At 42.4% G+C, this 18,478-nt stretch carries 17 protein-coding genes; all 17 read left to right on the top strand.

Annotation, left to right across the window (positions count from 1 at the left end):
• Positions 1-271 precede the first annotated feature (271 nt).
• The 17 genes from AC3IRX_RS04335 to AC3IRX_RS04255 all read left to right on the top strand — a co-directional run bounded on the left by AC3IRX_RS04335 (position 272) and on the right by AC3IRX_RS04255 (position 18,437).
• Positions 272-1,801 carry a relaxase/mobilization nuclease domain-containing protein gene (locus tag AC3IRX_RS04335; protein ID WP_489211246.1) on the top strand — a complete coding sequence of 510 codons (1,530 nt, stop codon included), beginning with the start codon at positions 272-274 and terminating at the stop codon, positions 1,799-1,801.
• On the top strand, positions 1,798-2,472 hold the full coding sequence (locus tag AC3IRX_RS04330; protein ID WP_489211245.1) for a ParA family protein: 675 nt from the start codon (positions 1,798-1,800) through the stop codon (positions 2,470-2,472). The genes AC3IRX_RS04335 and AC3IRX_RS04330 overlap by 4 nt, the downstream gene beginning before the upstream one ends.
• A gap of 59 nt (positions 2,473-2,531) precedes the next feature.
• On the top strand, positions 2,532-3,419 hold the full coding sequence (locus AC3IRX_RS04325) for a hypothetical protein (RefSeq protein WP_489211244.1): 888 nt from the start codon (positions 2,532-2,534) through the stop codon (positions 3,417-3,419).
• 139 nt (positions 3,420-3,558) lie between these two features.
• Positions 3,559-3,891 carry a DUF4134 domain-containing protein gene (locus AC3IRX_RS04320; RefSeq protein ID WP_489211243.1) on the top strand — a complete coding sequence of 111 codons (333 nt, stop codon included), beginning with the start codon at positions 3,559-3,561 and terminating at the stop codon, positions 3,889-3,891.
• Positions 3,891-4,172 (top strand): DUF4133 domain-containing protein, encoded by a 282-nt coding sequence (locus AC3IRX_RS04315; RefSeq protein ID WP_489211242.1) that lies wholly within the window; start codon positions 3,891-3,893, stop codon positions 4,170-4,172. Before AC3IRX_RS04320 ends, AC3IRX_RS04315 begins: the two co-directional genes overlap by 1 nt.
• Positions 4,173-4,275: 103 nt before the next feature.
• Positions 4,276-7,215: a TraG family conjugative transposon ATPase gene (locus AC3IRX_RS04310; protein WP_489211241.1), complete on the top strand. Its 2,940-nt coding sequence runs from the start codon at positions 4,276-4,278 to the stop codon at positions 7,213-7,215.
• A 64-nt stretch (positions 7,216-7,279) separates the two neighbouring features.
• Entirely contained in the window at positions 7,280-8,011 is a 732-nt protein-coding gene (locus AC3IRX_RS04305; protein WP_489211240.1) for a hypothetical protein, read from the top strand.
• Positions 8,011-8,718: a hypothetical protein gene (locus AC3IRX_RS04300; protein ID WP_489211239.1), complete on the top strand. Its 708-nt coding sequence runs from the start codon at positions 8,011-8,013 to the stop codon at positions 8,716-8,718. The genes AC3IRX_RS04305 and AC3IRX_RS04300 overlap by 1 nt, the downstream gene beginning before the upstream one ends.
• Positions 8,715-9,386: a hypothetical protein gene (locus AC3IRX_RS04295; RefSeq protein WP_489211238.1), complete on the top strand. Its 672-nt coding sequence runs from the start codon at positions 8,715-8,717 to the stop codon at positions 9,384-9,386. The genes AC3IRX_RS04300 and AC3IRX_RS04295 overlap by 4 nt, the downstream gene beginning before the upstream one ends.
• A gap of 175 nt (positions 9,387-9,561) precedes the next feature.
• Positions 9,562-10,425: a hypothetical protein gene (locus tag AC3IRX_RS04290; RefSeq protein WP_489211237.1), complete on the top strand. Its 864-nt coding sequence runs from the start codon at positions 9,562-9,564 to the stop codon at positions 10,423-10,425.
• 1 nt (position 10,426) lies between these two features.
• Positions 10,427-11,626, top strand: coding sequence for a TraJ family protein (locus AC3IRX_RS04285; RefSeq protein ID WP_489211236.1), 1,200 nt, complete (start codon positions 10,427-10,429; stop codon positions 11,624-11,626).
• Between the two features lie 29 nt (positions 11,627-11,655).
• The gene (traK, locus tag AC3IRX_RS04280; RefSeq protein WP_489211235.1) at positions 11,656-12,270 is read left to right on the top strand and encodes a conjugative transposon protein TraK; all 615 of its coding nucleotides are present in this window, start codon (positions 11,656-11,658) and stop codon (positions 12,268-12,270) included.
• Positions 12,260-12,670 (top strand): hypothetical protein, encoded by a 411-nt coding sequence (locus AC3IRX_RS04275; RefSeq protein ID WP_489211234.1) that lies wholly within the window; start codon positions 12,260-12,262, stop codon positions 12,668-12,670. Before traK ends, AC3IRX_RS04275 begins: the two co-directional genes overlap by 11 nt.
• Positions 12,645-13,937, top strand: a complete 1,293-nt coding sequence (gene traM, locus AC3IRX_RS04270; RefSeq protein ID WP_489211233.1) for a conjugative transposon protein TraM — start codon at positions 12,645-12,647, stop codon at positions 13,935-13,937. Before AC3IRX_RS04275 ends, traM begins: the two co-directional genes overlap by 26 nt.
• 12 nt (positions 13,938-13,949) lie before the next feature.
• Positions 13,950-14,999, top strand: a complete 1,050-nt coding sequence (locus AC3IRX_RS04265; RefSeq protein ID WP_489211232.1) for a DUF4138 domain-containing protein — start codon at positions 13,950-13,952, stop codon at positions 14,997-14,999.
• Positions 15,000-15,111: 112 nt separating this feature from the next.
• Positions 15,112-17,208 carry a type IV secretory system conjugative DNA transfer family protein gene (locus AC3IRX_RS04260; protein WP_489211231.1) on the top strand — a complete coding sequence of 699 codons (2,097 nt, stop codon included), beginning with the start codon at positions 15,112-15,114 and terminating at the stop codon, positions 17,206-17,208.
• Between the two features lie 164 nt (positions 17,209-17,372).
• A complete protein-coding gene (locus AC3IRX_RS04255) occupies positions 17,373-18,437 on the top strand; it encodes a M23 family metallopeptidase (protein WP_489211230.1) in 1,065 nt (354 codons plus the stop codon).
• Positions 18,438-18,478: the final 41 nt, after the last annotated feature.

Raw genomic sequence — 18,478 nt, 5'->3', positions numbered from 1 at the left:
GCATTTTTCTTTTGTTGGTAATCGTGTGCTACTTTCGTAGTCGACTCGCATTTTTCCCATTCTTTTTCTCCCTTTTTTTCGTCCATTTAAGTTCAGAATAGTTTGAATTTACAAAACAATTCGTCCTGTATAGTTCAAATGAGTCCTTTATAGTTCGAATTACTAGCATAATTACCCAAAATTGAAGCGAACTCTCGAAGTTTGATATAGAAGTTTTAGAGATAGAAAATGAAAGCATCTAAACTTCTGATCACTAAACTAAAAGAGAGAAATGAGAGTCATTTTATTAGGTTCAAAAAGTACAGATTTTGCCGTGGTTCGATACCATCGGGACAAACTGGATTATGAGACAGGAGAACTGATGGCCATTAAGAATTTTTCAGAGTCTATCATGGAATCGAAAGAGCCGGCAGAGATTAGAGCATACTTACAAAAGGTAAGTCAAAAAAGTCGCTCAAAGCAGCCGCAGTTTCATGTTGTGGTCACTTGTTTTCAACAGATGAATTCAAAAGAGGAACTTTCTGAAGTAGCCGAGGAACTCATGAGGCAGCACGGATATGCAGAGCAACCTTATGTAGTGATCTTTCATCGAGATACAGAGCATAATCATGTTCATATCGTGTCCTCTCGAATCTCTGTTGAAACAGGCCTCAAGTTAGAATGCTATTATGAAATGATCACCCTAAACGAGTCTTTAATTAGAGCGTTAAAGAGTGTACAAGGAATTGATTTGCCGGCGCAAGCGCAAGAGCTACTGAATTATCGATATTCAAAGCGACCCGATTTAGAAACCCTGCTCGCTTCAAACTATTTTCACTTGTACTATAGCAAAAAGAACGGCGATTTTAAAATTGCGTACGGCCTAGGCACTCTCCTTCGGCGGAAGGTAGATGAGATTTCCTTTTCCCAGGAACTTCCACTATCTCGCCTGAAAGAAGTAGAAGAACTCTTTGAAAGAGAAAAACTCAATGCAAGCAATCTTGTGTTCGGTGCAATCGAGATTCGTAAATCTTTTCCAACTAGCAGCGGATCGATGGCTAAGAAATCCATTGAAGATTCAAAGATTCTCTACCTATCGGAACTTGGGTACCGTCTGAAAAGCTTACATCAGCTGGATTTTATCCTTATAATGAATCCTCATACTCGGAAACTGGAGGGCACTTTAATCGATCCAAAGACTTCAAGCGTCTTTGGTCCAGAGCATACTTTAGGACTTGTCAATTTTTTCAAGTGGACAGATACTTATATAGAGGCCAAAAAGTTTTTTAGCCTTAATGCTTACAATATTGAGAGCGCACTTGAAAAAAGGCTCTTAATGTCGCTGAATTCCGAATTGGATTTAAAAGAGTATATGCTTTTTACAAAGCTAGAAAAGCGCGAGGCCTCCCTCCGCGAGACCGCGCAAAAAGAAGTACTTGAGTTTATTCACAATCCCCTCCAATCTGGAGTTCAAATTCTAAAGTTTCCTAATGATAATAAGCATTACGCATTCCATGAAAGACTGCACCATGTGGAGGCTTTAGAGAGTTTAATAGAGCCAAAATTTGTAAATAAATACCTTGAAATGGAGCGCAAGTTTGGAGTGCAAAAGGAAAGTTCTGATTTGGTAGTGAAAAAGATAGAACGTGCAAATGGACCTCTGCATGAGCGTGAACTTGAATCTGATTTTGAACCGGATGCTCCACAGGAACTTGTAGAGAACGGTCTAGTGAATATTCTACAAGATCTGCTTGTCCCAACGCGGGTTGGAAATACGGATATGGAAGAGCAAAATAGAAAACGTAAAAAAAGATCGATATGATACTGAGTGTAGGAAATACAAAAGGAGGCGTTGGCAAAAGTACACTTGCCATGAGTTTGTGCAACTATCTTTCAAAAAGTGCAAGAGAAGTGCAGCTTCTCGATTTAGGACAAAACTCAGCCGTGATGGGATTGTATAGAGAAGAACTCTCAGACCGAAAACTGCTTCCTTATACAGTCCAGTCGGGAAAACAGCAGTCTTTAGCGCTTGAGAAGGAGTTTCTTCTCAGCTTAAAAAACAGTTCAACCATTATGGTTGTGGATTTACCGTCTTCCATTCAAGAAAAACATCAGAAGGTTTTGAAATTGAGTGATATTCATTTGATTCCCTTTGAATATTCTCTTCTTACGATCAAATCTACGATGCAGTACTTAAACTATTTGAAACTCATCGGGGGCAATACCAAAAACCTTCTTGTCCGCTGGAAATTGGATTCAAGGCGAAACTATAAAAATCAAATTGCTAGTGATTTAATGCTTAGTGAAGCGAGTTCCTTCTTAATGCAACCGGTGTACGATTTTTCCTCTTTAACGGATATTTCCGTAACGGGCATGAGCAAAGAGCAGCGAAAACCAGTCTATCGAGTATTTGACGAGCTGCTTGTTTACATCGATGAAATTCAAATGCTTCGAAGGGAATATGCTGTAGAAGAACCTTCACTAATGCCTTAGCAGGTCTTTATTTGCCTTTAGTAATCTTTCTGTAACCACAAAAAATAACCAAAGCCACTATGTTTACAATCGTCCTGCTCATACTAATGATCTATTTTTTCTATTTCGGATGCAATATTTATTACGATTTATTCCATCGTTCGAAACTAGATAAAGATCCGAATTATTTCGTTCAATACGAAATGGATAAACCTGAAACAAGCCAAAGGGAAGAAATTCTTCAAAAGGATTTCGCCGGTATTCTCAAGCCAAACTCGCCTAGACTTTCGAAGTCTCCCACGGCCCCTCTTACTAATCCGAGAGCTTCTTCCCATTCTTTGCTAGAGAAAACGATTCCTTCCCAAATAAGGAATCTGACCTCTTCTAAATTTAGCCGCTATGCGCGGTGGCGAGAAGAGGCAAAGAGAAGAAAGTCAGAAGGAGCAATGGTACAAGAAGAGATGAGTAGATTCCACGCCGAGCAGCCCGCAAACGTGCTTGACAAATTAGCAAGGAAGCAAAGGCTAGACGCCGTTTCAAGGCGAGTCTTTGAAAATATTAATCGCTCCAGGCATGGAGCTAGGAAAAAGCAAAAGGAAAGTAGACCGAGCGAAAGCGTCGAATCTCCAAAGCTTTCACAAGCCCATGAAATGCCTGAGAATGGGAATTTGCAACCTAAATCCGAGGTTCGTTCGCGCGCTCCTAAACAAGTAAGCGCAAAGAAAATCGCACCTTCCAACTTAGCGGTTTTAGTATCAGAACCTGGTGCTGTAGCGCACGTGGATCCAGGAATAGATCCTAAAATACCTGTCGGGAAAGGTGAAAAGGTGGAAGAGCAAGATACCAAAGCCAGATGGAGACAGCTTATGAATTTAGCGGAAACGAGTATTGTCGTGGAGAGAGTGGATGGAATCAAAGTATATAAATCTACTCTGTTCGATTCCGATACGGAAATAGAATCTGATTAGGTCTGTTTCCGCTAAGAATTCAATGGAACCTCATGTATGCTTTTCGTACTTGAAAGGCAACCTGTAATACAAGAACCTCCTAATAAATCAAGCAACTCAATTTTAACAAAAACGAATATTAATCTAAATTTTTAATCTTATGAGAACAATTTCAATTTCGAACTCGACGTTCATCAAACTAATGACCTGCGCCATTCTGCTTAGCACAACGGACTTTTTGCTCGCTCAAAGCGGTCCTGGAGCGGCCGCACTCAACTCTGCGAATTCCACGATTCGCCTGTACTGGGATCCTATCAAACTGATTATTCAGGCGATTGGCGCCGTGGTAGGGTTAATTGGAGGCATTCGTATCTATAACAAATGGACCAATGGAGATCAGGATATCAATAAGGAAATTCTGGGATGGAGTGGTGCTTGTCTGTTTTTAGTGATCGTACCTTCCTTTGTCGGATCCTTTTTTGGAATGGTCTAATGGAGTTCGAGATTTTCAGAGGCGTAAAAAAGCCTCTGCTTCTGTTCGGCTTAAAAGACCATTACATTTATTGGGCTTTTGGCCTAGCGGCCACAGGCGCATTCCTTGCCATTGTTTTATCGAGTCTGATTGGACTCATTGGACTTTTCCTAGGTCTAGGTTTTTCTACAGCGGGAATCTTATTCACTTTTAGAAGGCAGAGGAAGCTAGGTCTGCATCGTAAAACGAGAAATGAGAATCTTCTCTATGTGCGCCGTTCAGGACTCAAGGCTCGCTTCTAGCGATTGACGCTTGGAAAGAAAAAGACAATTCTGCTTTATCCATTAATTCATAGTAAAGAATCTCTTGATTCTAAAACAGCCTCTCACTTTTTAAATTTCAACTATGTCACTTAAAAAAACGATTTTTCAGCCGCCCTACTTAGGGTTTGATTTGGGACTTAAGAACGGTTGGGACTATGATGTCCTTATAGATTCTTACGGAATGCCTGTAATCGGTCTCTCGATTCAGAATCTTGCGCCCCAGCATAATTGCGATCCCAATCTATATCTAGAGCAGCATCGCGTCCTAAGTCAAATCGTTAGTATTGTTGGAGAAGGCTTTACGCTTCAAAAGTTAGATCTTTTTTCGAAGGAAACTTATGGATCAGAATTAGATCCTCAGGAACCCTTTTTGAAAAAGAAATTTAAAGAGCATTTTGATGGGAGGCTATTTAGTGGACTCGAAACTCTGCTGCTTGTAAGTCCGTACCACGAGGATTCTAAAAAGAAGAACTTGTTTAAAGTGGCGAATGCAAATTATAAGTTGCTTCGCGAAAAAGCGGAGAGGATCTTTCTACTTTTAGAATCCAGTCGGTTTGAACCCAGGTTTCTAAAGGAAAAAGAATTTGAGACTAAGATAAACCAGGTTCTGTCCATGAATTTTTCAAAGGTTCCAAGTTGGGATACGCTTCTAAGTACCTCTGAGCATCTTCGGATAGGGGAGAGCTACATCAAAGTGTTTTCTCTTGTGGATGTGGAAAAAGTAGAGCTCCCGAGCTTAGTGAAACCCTTTGCGGAAATGTCTCTAGGTAGCTCTATGGGAAGCGGACTAAAAGGAGCTATCGATAAGTTTTCTTTCTTGCATAATGTAAAGGAATCTGAATGCTTGGTGTACCACCAAGTGATTCGGATTCCACCGCAAGAAGAAACGCTGAGGTCTCTTGAGAAGAAAAGGAAAAAGCATGAAGGAGTTGCTTCCAGCGCCCCTTCAAATGCGCTCGTCGCACAAGAAATCGAGGAGTTTATCAAAAGCTTAGCGTTTGAATCTGAACTTCTGGTGGAAGCGCACTTTTCCCTTTCGGTGCGATGCGCAGACCCAGAAAAGCTAGCGAAAGTGCAGTCTCAGATTGAGCAGCACCTTTTTAACCAAGGGATCTTAATTTCAAAAAATTCGTACAATCAGTTAGAATTGTTTCGCTGCGCATTGCCGGGCAATGCTGCGGAATTAAAATCGTACGATTTGTTTTTGACGAGCCGAAGTGCCGCTCTTTGCTTCTTTTTTAATGAGCGCCACCTCAAAAGCGAAGATTCTGATTTTTTCCTTGAGTTTACGGATCGGCAAGGGGTGCCGATTAAAGTAGATCCTTCCGATCTCCCGATGCAAAATGGAAGAATTTCCAATCGGAATAAGTTTGTTTTAGGTCCCTCGGGATCCGGGAAATCCTTTCTGATGAACAGCCTAGTGGAGCAGTACTTAAATTACAATTACGATGTGGTGATTGTAGATACTGGAGATTCTTATAAAGGCCTGAGCCTTTATAAGAAGGGGAGATACATTCAGTATACGGAGGAGAATCCAATTACGATGAATCCTTTTTTGATTTCAAAGCAGGAATTGACGCTAGAGAAAAGCGAGTTTTTGACAAGTCTGGTGTTTCTGGTTTGGAAGGGGAGTGAAAGCACAATGTCTAGCGCTCAAAAATCCATCCTAGATAAACTTGTTCTCTCTTATTATGAACATTATTTTAATTCGGGTATTGAGCGATTTGAATCGCTCACCCCAATTGAACTCTCAGAGTATTTAAAAGACTTTGGAATCGAGGTGGAAACCTTTGCTTTTGGTAAAGAAGGCGCTGAAAGTAGGCTAGAGTCTAGAAAGTCGAAAAAGGTTTTAGAATCTACGCTTGAAATTCCCTACAGTCAATTAAATGATCCTGTAGCAGAGTATGGTGTGAAACCACTAGGGACTGAAGCGAGAGGGAAGCAAACTAGCCCAATAGTTCGCAAAGCATTTGGAACCCTGGGGCAAGGCCTTTCAAGTGCAAAGTCATCCACTTTTAAGCTGGAGCCGATTCGTCCTTTGCTACTTGAAAAAGTAACAGAGTTACACAAAGAGCTACGCGTAACCGAGCTTAGCTTTAATTCCTTCTATGAATTTGCCTCGGTCTTTTTACCGCTTTTCCTACGGGGAAAGAGATATGAGATTTCGGAGAGAGAATTTAGTTTAAGTACTTTCTTTCTGGTTTTAAAAGATTTCTATCGTGGGGGACGCTACGCGCGTACTTTAAACGAAAAAGCAGACCGAGGTCTTTTGACAGAACCTTTTCTTGTGTTTGAAATTGATTCCATTAAAGACAATCCGAAACTTTTTCCAATTGTGACGCTGATCATCATGGATACGTTTTTGCAGAAAATGCGACTTCGTAAAAACCGAAGGAAAGCACTCATCATTGAGGAAGCTTGGAAAGCCATAGCCTCAGAACTAATGGCAAGTTATATTTTGTATTTGTACAAAACCGTTCGGAAGTTTTATGGAGAGGCCATTGTGGTCACGCAAGAATTGGACGATGTGATTTCAAGTCCCATTGTGAAGGATTCGATTTTGAACAATTCGGATACTCTCATTCTTTTAGACCAAACGAAATTCCGGGATAATTTTTCAAAAATTGCTTCGCTACTGGCCTTAAATCCAGTAGAGCAGAACAAGATTTTCACTTTGAATCAACTAGACAACAAGGAGAATCGAAGCCGCTTCAAAGAATTCTATATAAAACGAGGCGCTAGTGGGGAAGTATATGGGAATGAAGTTTCACTCGCCCAGTACATGACCTTTACGACGGAAAAGCCAGAGAAAACAGCTTTTGAAGTGTACTTAAGTTTCTATTCTGATTTTGAATCGGCTCTTGAGCACTTTTTATCAGATCTGAAAAGCTCAGACCTAACACTAAGTCAGATGGTGAAAGAAGTGAATGAGACGGATAGGCCTTTAAGTCAAAGCATCGACTTAAAGCCTAGAAGAGAATTGAATTTCAATTCTATTGCGGACTCTGAAGAGCAGTACTAGTAAGGACCTGAAAAATAAGAGGAAACCTGTTATTAAGACCTTCAAAATCAAACCCCCTTAGTAGATGAAAGCTGTTTATTCCAATACAAATCCTAGTTCCCTAGGGAAGCCTTGGCTAGCATGGCCATGTCAAAGAGTATTTTCTGCAATGCTGGTCTTAAGTCTGTGTTTAGAGCCAGCGATGCTAAGAGCGCAAGCGACTTACGTCGATCCTACCACGACGGCGGCCCTTTTTGTGTACTCGGATGCACTCGAGTCTGCACAAAACAAGCTTTTGCAAGAGAAAAGAAACCTTCGCTCTGCGCAAATGGTAGTGGCCTCGCAGCTCGCTGTGGTAGGCGAAATTCAAAATACGATTCTACTTGGACTCTCAGAAGTCTCAGGAACGCTACAAAATGGAATTCAGGTGAAAACCCTTTTGGAGGAACTGTCTCAGTGCGCGGCGCAGGCACGCGCTATCGAGCAATTTGTGCAAAATAGTCCACAGTACGCTGTGTTTGGAGCGAAAGCTTCGAGTCAAACGTACGCCTCGATCTTAGAGATGTCGAGCGATCTTACGGAGCTTCTGCGTTCTGGGAATTTAAACCTTGCGAGCGCAGGAGATCGCTATCGACTGCTCTACAGCGTAAGTGAGAAAGTTCGATCGCTTAAACTCTGGCTCATGTCGATTTCCATCCATATGGAAAGAGCGGGACGACTTGGTTTTATAAAATCCTTAGAACCCTTTGCAGGGTATATAAGAGCGGATAAAGCGATTGTGTCGTCCTTACTAACTCGATATAAATCCGAGTTCTGATGGAAAATCGACTCGTTTTAAAAATCAGCTCGTTTGGACTCGTTCTTTTTCTTTTGCGCGGAATCCTTAGTTCCAGCGGAGGGAAACCCACCGAGCCCTGGCAAAGAGAGAATGTTTCGTTTCCAATGCTCAATCAGCAGATTCGATCGCAGCTGGAAGAGCACGAAAGGCAATCGAGCCTTTTAGAAACGCAAAACCAAAGTGTAATCCTGGAGCACTCGAATTCACAGCAGTGGAAGGCGTACCAGCAAACTAGCAGCCTTGTTTTAAAAAGGCTCTCCGCAGCGGAGAATTGGATGCAAAGCGGCGCATACGCGATGGCCATACTAGAAAGAGGAAAACGTATCGAGAGCCTAGAAGAAAATCTCATTTCGGAATTGAAGCAGGCACCTTATTTAATACCAGAGGCACTAAAAGAGAAAGTTCAGTGGACAAAGGATTTTGAGTCGCTACTTCGGTACCTAGTGGGGCTCAGCATGACCCTTGGTGAAATCAACCAAATGGAGCGCGCCGATCGAAAAATCCTTTTTGATTTTGCGCTTGAGGAACTTTCTCAATTGGAATCAAAGTGTCGCTACCTCCTTTTCACTCTTAGGGAATCAAGGCAGAAAGTAGAAATCCAAAAATCCCAGCTGCGATACTATGTGCAGCGTGACAAGAGTCTTGTCCAGTCTATTTTAAATCAATTAAAATCTTTGAAATCATGAATCCAAAAACTCTTCCTTTTTTTCTAATTCTAGCCTTAGCTCGCTTAAAAGCGCAAGGGGTCTCCGTGGTGATAAACGACAAACTGCTTGAACAAGTTTCAAAGAACCAAGTCGTAAGACTTGGCAGCAGTGAGGTGCTTCGCGCAAGTGTCGAGACCCAACGAAAAGCCTATGGAGAAATTTCCTCTACGATGACGCAGATTATTTCGATTCAGGAATATCTCTACCAACAACTCTATGAGGTAAACTCCTTAATACTCTCCGGGAAGCAGCTTGAATACTTTTATTGGTATTTGGAGCAAATCTCGTCCAAAAGCGCAGAGCTTTTGGTCCTTTCTTCGAAAGCCCCTGAGCATGCCGTTTTGCTCTCTGGATACTATACTTCCATTTTAAAGCAAAGCTACTTGCTACAGGAAGAACTGCTCACAAGTGTTCTTTCAAAAGACCTAGACATTCTGCTAAATTCATACGACCGGCAAATTTTGCTTGAAAAGCTACTTTCCCGCGCTAGAAGCATTCATGGGTATCTGCTTTACCTGATTTTACGACTTAAATCTGCGCATCCAAAGTCTGCTTTAAGTCAGATTCCGGCTCTGGCAGACTACATTAATCTAGACAAACAGATTGTACAGAATTTACTCTCAAGATATCGAAGTGAATTTAACTAAAGAAGATCTGTTCAGTTGGCTCTTTCGTCTTGCCCTCGTGACTTAGAACCTGTGAACTTACTCACAAGCAGGTAAGAGTGAATTCGTGAATAAGGGAATAAGGGAATTGATTTCCCAATTCACTTTGCTACTCTTTGTTTCAACAATTTAATTCCATCCCCTAATGAATTTCCAAATGACAGTACAGAATCGAAAGTACGTTTCAAAGAAACTTTCGCTAGTCTTATTTCTCCTGTTTTCTTTCCTCTTTGCGGGAAAGCTAGAAGCACAGAAAAGACTGAATGATCCTTCCATTGTGAATCAACAGAAGCGAATGGTCTATGAAAGCTGGAGGGATTTCAGTCCTTATCCAAACTACTTTTTAGGAGTGCAAACGAACTTCGCTTATGCAACCGTTTGGGGGCTCTGGGCTCCGGCTCGAAACAGAGCTTACAAAACGGGACCCGATTTAAGACCTCTTCGACTTGGGGGAGCCGAGTCTGAGAGACTCTTGTCTCTCAAAGTACAGGAGAAACAAACAGAACTTGTAGCAAAGAGTGTAGATTCTCTACACAAACAAAGTTTGCTTGATCTTTCTTACCATACGAGTATTATTCAATCAAGTGAGCCGCTTTGGCAATTGTATTATAAGGAAAAGTTAGAACCCATTTTAGCTTATCCTGAAGTGCCTACGCATTTCACGGACTGGGATTTAAAGTCCGAAAAGAGCTTTCTAGCTCTTTCTAGAAATGGAGGACTAAGCCCTCTAACAGAAGAGCTATCGCTACTTAAAAGTAAATACAGACTAGCGAGTAAATCGGTCCTTCCAAGAGGGAAAAGAATCCTTCTCTACCACGCCTGTTTAATGGACTTAAGAGCATTTGAAAGAAACTTGCAGTATCAGGTCTTATTAAGTGAAGTGCATGAGCGTTCGTCCTTTTATCGATCCGAAAACAAAATCTTTTCCGCTTCAAACTCTTTTGTTTCATTGGAAGGGTTCTCAAAAAACGATAAGCAGATTGTAAGGGGACTTTTAACCCAATGGAAACAAACAAGTTGAAATGAAAGCATCGACTATTTTAAAAGGAATTTCCCTTTTTGTGGTTTTATTGCCACAAATCCTCTTTGCTCAGGATTCTTCTAATTCTAGCGGTTTGTTAGAATTTCTGATGGGAGACGGGGCCTTTGAGAGTTGGTTTTTTGAGGTCTTTACCCAAATGGACCACGATTTAGAGTCTCGCGCCCTATCTGCAAGTATGCTGGGAAGAACCCTTGGAGGAATCGGTTCGCTTATTTACTTAGGCTACCTAGGATTTCAGATGCAGGAAGGGGCTAGACCTTGGGAGATTACGCCCATGCTCCGTCCTTTTGTCATTGGACTGATCCTTTTGCACTGGACTGGGTTTTATAAAATGATTCAATATCCACTGGAGCAGCTTGCTGTTCCTTCAAGAGAATCGTTTTTAGGCCTCGAGCGCGAGGCCAATAAGGTTCGAATTGAAAGATTCGGAAAACAAACCCAGCTCCTCGATTTTTTAATTCAGCAACAAGCGCATGAAAAAGCAAAAGAAAGAGAACTTGCTTTAGGTGAAGACAGCGGCTTTTCCCAGCGAATGATAGAAGGGATGAGTGAGCTTTTTCAGCCCGTTGAAGAATGGAAAATTCGGATGGATTTTGAGTCGCAAAAATTTACTGCGGATTTGATTGAAGCGATTTGCCTAACCATCTTAAGAGTGTGCACGTACCTCGTGTTTTTCCTTCAAAAGGTTTGGTCTTACATTTTGATTCTGCTAGGACCCATTGCACTTGGAATATCCCTTATCCCAGGGTTCGAACACTCGTTTCAGAATTGGGTAAGCAAGTTCATTAATGTCAATTTATACACGTTTGTGGCGTATACCATTGTGAGTTTAGGGCAGCAGCTCATTATCTCGGGGTACCACCTCGAAATGGAGCGCTACGACCGGCTTTTGGACGCAGGCACCGTTACCGATCTCACTACGCTCTCGTACTACATTTCAAACAATGGACTCATTCATACCGTTTTGTTTCCGTGCGTGGCCTACCTCGTAACAGGAATTGGAATTCTAATGACACCCACCATTGCGGATTCCATTGTCGCCGCCGCAGGCGCCGGAGTCATGAGCAAAGGAAAGGCGGGAGCTGGAAAACTTATTGCCGCTTCTAGCGGATCAACCCGCCACATCATTCAAAGTATAAAAACCTCGTATCGCAGTTCTGGACAGTCTAGAAAAGGATAACCCACAGTCTTATTTAAATAGTATTTGAGATGATAATAAAAACGATTGAACAAAGATTCAAACAAAACCGAAACCTAGGGATTCTTGCCCTGGTGATCTCCCTTTTCATTTCATGCGCCTCGCTTCTGTTTGCGCACATACAGGTTCGCGATAGCCGAAAATCCCTTTACGTACTCGATGCAGGCGTGCCCATTTTACTAAATCAAACGAGCGCACTACTCAATCGAGAAGTGGAGTACAAGTCTCAAGTAGAACTTTTTCATCGCCTCTTCTTTACGCTCCCTCCCGACGACGAGTACATCCAGCAGAACATTGAAAAGTCTCTTTATCTCATTGATGATTCTGGGAAGAAGGAGTACTCAAACTTAAGAGAAAAGGGTTTTTACAATCAACTTATCTCCTCTAGCTCGATGGTGAGTATCCAGGTGGATTCCATTCAAATCGATTTAGAGAAAAGGCATTTTACATTTTATGGCAAACAATCCATTCAGCGCAGGACCCGCCGGATGGTAAGGCTTCTGCGCTCCGAAGGTTATTATAAGGACTTAATGCGCAGTCCTCAAAATCCTCACGGAATCCTTCTTCTTGACTGGCGCATTACGGACAATTCTGAACTCTCAAACGAAACACTTTATGGATACTAACAAAAAATTCTTCGCTAAGGTTCTTAAGAAACTTGCTCCACTTCGAGAGAGGCTTAAAAAGCATCCCGAAAAAGTACTTGGCTTTTTACTACTTGTGCTTTTGCTTGCTCTTGTCCTCAACCTTGCGCAGTATAAGTACTTCCCCTCCAAGGAGGAGAAACTAAGGAGGGATTTTCTCGAGGCAAGGGAGGATACGAAGCAGCGCATCGTGTATCGTAAGAAGATACGCCTCAAAAGAGAAAAGCTTCGCCCGGAGTTAAGCCAAACGATTCGATCGCTTGAGAGCTATTTAGCGAAAGAGAAGAAAGGAGAATTAACCAAGGTCGATAGCCTTGAAATGGATCGACTCTATACCCAATACAAAACCTTAATGTATGCTTATCAATCGGATTCCTTATAAAGAGCCACGCTACGTAGTTCCGCTCATTATGTTGCCCTTTCTTTTGTTTTTAGGGTATCAATTTGAACGCTTTGCACAGCGAGACAGGCCTACGCAGAGCCAAGAAGGTGGACTTTCCCTTTCCTTTGGCGAATCGAGCGATCCCATCCTTTCTAAAAATGAGGCTTACGATGCCTTCTTTAGAAATGGAGACGGCTTTTTTGCGCTGGATTCCAGCGAGAAAAAGGCTTCTCTAAAAGAAGCAGAAAGTCCTTTAGGTACTTTGGAAGAAGAGGGATTGAGCTCAGGGCCACCTAAAGACTCTCGCGATTTCATTCGTCTCTTTAACGAAAAGGCATTAGGAAGAGCTCCAAAAGCTTCCCCAAGTGAAATGCAGAGCTCGAATCGCATGGATGCAGAGAATGCACCGTATGCACGGGAAGAAAAGAACCCCAGTCTTGGAAGTGCACCTTTTGATACGATTGAAAAGGCTCCTGAAAAGACTCCTGCAAGAAGCAGTATAACCACGGATACGAGGACGAATAGTGCATATGGAGAGGATTGGGGACCTGCTACGAAGCTTGCAGAGTATGGGGCTCTTGAGAATGCAGAAGAGAAGATGGACCCTATCCGAATTTTGCGCTCTCAAATGCTCGTTATGGATTCATTAGAGAAATCGAGAGATCCTGAGTTCCAAGCTGAAAATAGAGCTCAGAAAAAACTCTTAGCGCATAAAGAAAAGTTGAACGAATTTTTATCCTCTACACTTCGAGTGAGCAAAACCACTCATAGTCCGCATTTTAATGCAGTTTACAAGCAAAATGAATCCTTTTTTATAAAGGCTGTGATCGATGAAGATCTATCGGGATTCTTAGGAAGTCGGATTCGACTTCGACTTCTTGAAGACATTTTTGTGGGCAATAAAAAGCTCTTTAAAGGTCAGATCCTTTATGCACAAGTCTCCGGGTTTTCCTTTGAACGAGCGAACCTTTCGATTGTCTCTGTTCTTGTCAAAGAAGAAATCCTTCCCATTCATTTAACGCTGTACGATTTGGATGGACAAAAAGGACTCTACGTGCCTGGAAGTGAATTTAGAAACATGATGAAAGAATTAGGTTCGAGTTCTGTCCAAGGCCAAAGCCTAGATTCTGCGGAACCTTCTTTCTACTCCAGTCTTTTGTCTACTGCTTTTCGAAGCGCCTCACAAAGTGCCGCTAAACTATTAAGAACCAACAAGGCCAAACTAAAGTACGGTACCCAGGTGCTGCTTTTAGAGGAGGCTCATTAAACTTTATCTACTATGAAAACGCTTTTTAATATCCCTTTTACCCGCGTACCCTTGCCCAAAGCTTCGCAATCTTTCGGAAATCTAATGCCTAGAGTTCTTCAGAAAAAAGCACGTTCTTCGTTAATGAGTTGCAGTAATCGAGAAGTGGCAAAGCGAATTTTGCTTGTCTCTAGTTTGCTTCTGTGCGCGCTAGCCAAGTCGCAAAGCACAGAGAAAGAAAAATCGCTTTCTTCTCTTCCCGTTTTGAAAATGAAACCGGGGGTGAATGTACACATTGTATCGCCGGAACCGATTGAGTTTGTCGATCTCTCAACCTCTTATTTACTTGGAGATCTTCCGACTGAGAACTTAGCCCGGATTAAAGTGTTAGAGGATTCTTTAGCGGTTTTAGAAAAGCAGACCAGAGGAAAAAGTGGACTTTCTTCCACTTTATCTTCTTCCTCATTTGCAGATACGTCGCCATACACCTACCAGGCGTTAGATTTAGGCATTGTGACCATTGTAGCCAAATCCTTTATGGCGCAATACCGAGCTGTGTATGGGGGTAAGGACTCACACGAGATCCAAAGCAGCATTTATATCTACCCTCAGCACATGCAGCCCCTAGAGTTTAGCCGAAATTCTCTCTCGCCAAGAGAGCTGTTGAATTTCTGTGAGAAAATCCTTTCTCGGAAGGAGCTAAGGCCTCTGGCTCGAAAAAAAGGCTTTGGCTTAACCTTAAATTTAAATGGGCTTTATGTGGTAGGAGATTATGTGTTTTTGGATGTCCTCATCGAAAACAAAACCAATCTGAAATTCCAGATGGAATCGATTCTCTTTTCGGTAGAAGACAAAAAGATTTACAAAGCAACCAACCATCAATCCATTGCCCTAAATCCGGTTTATTCTCATCACAGTCAAAAGGAGTTTCGATCTACGTACCGGAATGTCTTTGTCTTCGAGAAGTTTAGTTTTCCGAACTCAAAAACCCTACGGGTTCGCCTCGTGGAAGAGGAGCTTTCGGGACGAAGTCTCACCCTTGAAATTCCCTATTCTGCTCTTTTAAAAGCAGACACCCTCTAAATGATTGAAGTCTTAATTGAGTAGTAGGAGTAGACTAAAGGGATTATTCTATTTAGTATCCTTCTAATCTATTCAAATCCATTCTAGGGGTAACCTTATAAAAACCAATGCTATGCAAGAACAAATTCACCAGCTTAAACTCTACGGCTTCTTTCAAAAGATGGTCTACGGCCTTGTGGTCATGGAAACGCTTTGCGTGGTCTATCTGGACACAAAAATCCCAATATTTTCCGACGTCCTTCTAGGGCTGTCCTATCTGTATATATTTTTTCCTCCTTTTTATGCCAAGATTTGGACCCTTATCCTCATTTGCATTGTGGCCGTCGGGACCAAAGCGCGCAAAAAGTCAGATCTTAAGATTTGGAGGGCCATCGTTCGCCCTATTTTCCTTGGTCTTTTCTTTATGGCCGCAAGTCTCTTTATCCTCCTTAGCTTTCAAGCGAAAAAAGGACCTGAACTATTTTATGGATTTTATCTCATGCATGCATTTTATGCATTGTTCTCCCTATTGGGAGCGCTTCTCGTGCAAGTAGGGGCAGATTCCATCTCTAAGTTTGTGCAAGGCAAGTTAGGGAAGGACCGGTTTAATACAGAGCAGGAAAGTTTTAAACAGAACGAAGAGCTGATCGGAAATGCCACGTCTATTAACCTTCCGTACAAATACAGGCACGGGTCTAAGATGCGCCGCGGATGGGTGAATCTAGATCCCTTTCGAGGCACCCTCGTGATTGGAACCCCAGGCAGTGGAAAATCCTTTGGCGTGATTGCTCCTGCAATCCGTCAAATGGTATGCAAAGAATTTTCCCTTTGCCTTTATGATTTCAAGTTCCCAGACCTTGCGCAAATTGCGTATTACCATCATTTGCAGCAAAAGAAACAAAACTCTGGCTATACCCATTCTTTTCATGTGGTGAATCTAAACGAAGTCGAAAAGAGTAGACGGATCAATCCCTTGCAAAAGAAGTACGTTCCCAATCTAGCTATGGCTCAAGAAATGGCTGAGTCCATGGTGTTTTCCCTTCAAAAGGGAGGGTCTGCAAATTCAGGAGGAGCTGATCAATTCTTTACGCAAAGTGCGGTGAACTTCCTTTCTGCTTGCATTTATTTCTTAGCGAACCAGAGCCAAGGAAAGTACAGTTCGCTTCCTCATTTGCTTAGCTTTTTGAACAAAAGCTATGAAGAGATTTTTTCTGTTCTCTTTACAGAGCAAGAACTGCATTCCATGCTCGCTCCGTTTAAATCAGCGTACGACAACCGAGCGTTTGATCAATTGGAAGGACAGGTCGGAACTCTTAGAGTTCTACTTTCACGTCTCTCTACAAAAGAGAGCTACTGGGTCTTTTCAGGAGAAGAAGTGAATCTGAAAATTACAGATCAGGATGATCCGAGTATTTTGGTCCTCGCTTCCAGCCCCGAGACCGAAGGAATTAATTCGGCGCTGTATGCCTCGGTGTTAAATCGAGTGCTTCGAGTCATCAATCAAAAAGGAAATCTTCCGGCTGGAATCATTGCGGATGAGTTTCCCACGATCTACATTCACAAGATTGATTCGGTTGTGGCCACGGCGCGGAGCAGTAAAATTGCTGTTGTGCTTGGGCTGCAAGAGCTGCCCCAGTTAAAGCAGCTCTACAAAAGAGAAGTGGCCGATACCATCTGCTCGGTCATGGGAAACATTCTTTGTGGATCCGTTCGAGACCGCCATACCCTTGAATGGCTCGAAAGGCTCTTTGGGAAAATCAAACAAAAAAGTTACTCCGAGTCCTACTCGAGTCAAGGAACTAGTTTTTCGAGCAGCGAAAAAATGGACACGATGATTCCGGCGGGGAAAATCGCTTCGCTTCGAACCGGAGAAATGGTGGGAATGATTGCCTCAAGTTTCTATTCTTCGGAGGGAGAATACCGAAGTTCTGCGATGAGTGGAAAAATTGAGCTACTGGAATCCGAGTCCCTTTATTTGGCAGAAAGCGAAGTGCAAATGCCGATTTACTACGATTTTAAAGACGAGCACGGCACTTGTCAAAAAGAAAAAATCCTACTCGAAAACTTCTCACGCATCCATAGGGAAACGGATGAGCTTGTGAAAGGCATACTTCGCTCAGTCGTTTCCAATTCTAGTTCAACGAATAAGGGAGGTTCAAGTCCAACTACTAAAACAAGTTCAAGTACCGCTGCTGCGGCAGCTACAGCTTCCACTGCGAGTTTGGATTGATCCTTATTTGATCCTCAATTTGCCGCTCACTTAAAACTTGAACTGGAACTTTCGGGAGAACCTAACCCAAGCCTAAATCTTAACTCAAGCCTAAATCTTGGTAAAACGAAGACCTGCTACTATTTCAAATCAACAAATCAAATCACCTTTTAAAACCTAATCTTATGAATCCAATTAGCACCCTTTTTCATTTTCTTCTGTTTTTGTTTCCCTTTTTCCTTTTGGTTTTTTTATCTAACAACCCGAAGGGCATTAAACAGAATTCTTCCCTTTATTTCGCTGGCGATTTTCGAAGTACGCCTGCTTTTTCAAAACTTGAAGTGGATACCCTGAAGGAATCGCTCGCAAGTAAGAGCGTACTTACGAAAGGCGCAGATACACTTGTTAATCCTATGTTGAGAGATTCGATTTATTTAAAACCTCCTTCCAAGAAGAAAGCGATGGAAGCTTTCAATCGGTTTAAAGACGGCATGGGAAAAGCCACTCCCGATTCCCTTCGGACTCCGGGGAAAGTTCATTTTTCCTTAAAGACTCTTCCTCCCGTGGTGCAGTTCAATACGGGACTGAAACCAAGCCTAGATTCTCTACGTGCCATTTACAAACGCGAGAGAGCGAATCGAAAAGAATACCGAATGGAAAAAAGAAAGAAGGATTCTTTGAGTTCTTCTACAAAATCCTCTAAAAAGGGAAAGGCTTTAAGTCAGATGTCAAGGGACAGAATGGATTCTTCCCTTGAGGGGAATCCTAGATTCCGTGCAAATGAGCACCTCTCTCCAAGTAAGGAGCCGAGAAGTGATTTCTATTTTCCCCTGGAAGGGGAACTTTCCATCTCTTCTCCTTACGGGAATCGAGTGCACCCACTTTCTGGGGAAGTTAAATTTCATCGAGGACTGGATTTTCGGGCGTCGTATGAGAGCGTGATTGCGGTCATGGACGGCGTCGTAGAAAAAAGCGGATGGGATTCCAAAGGAGGAGGGTATTATATGACCCTTCAGCACGAAGGGGGAATCTCGACTTCCTATTTGCATCTCTCCGAGCGTTATTACAAAAAGGGAGAAAAAGTATTGGCAGGATATATCATTGCCCGAAGTGGAAACTCAGGCGGGTCCACAGGACCTCACCTTCACTTTATGGTAAGAGAGAATGGAGAGCTGCGCTCTCCTCAGGAGTTCCTTTACAAGAAGAGTATTGAATCGGGCGCTTCTTCTAAAGTCTACGCTCAAAACTAATATAGGCGCCTATTCTAAGGGTTTTCAAGTTTCAAACTTTT

It is taken from the genome of Epilithonimonas sp. KH_059 (assembly GCF_057838485.1).
Note: the sequence above shows the minus strand (reverse complement) of the source record. Positions and strands in the feature narration are given on the sequence as shown.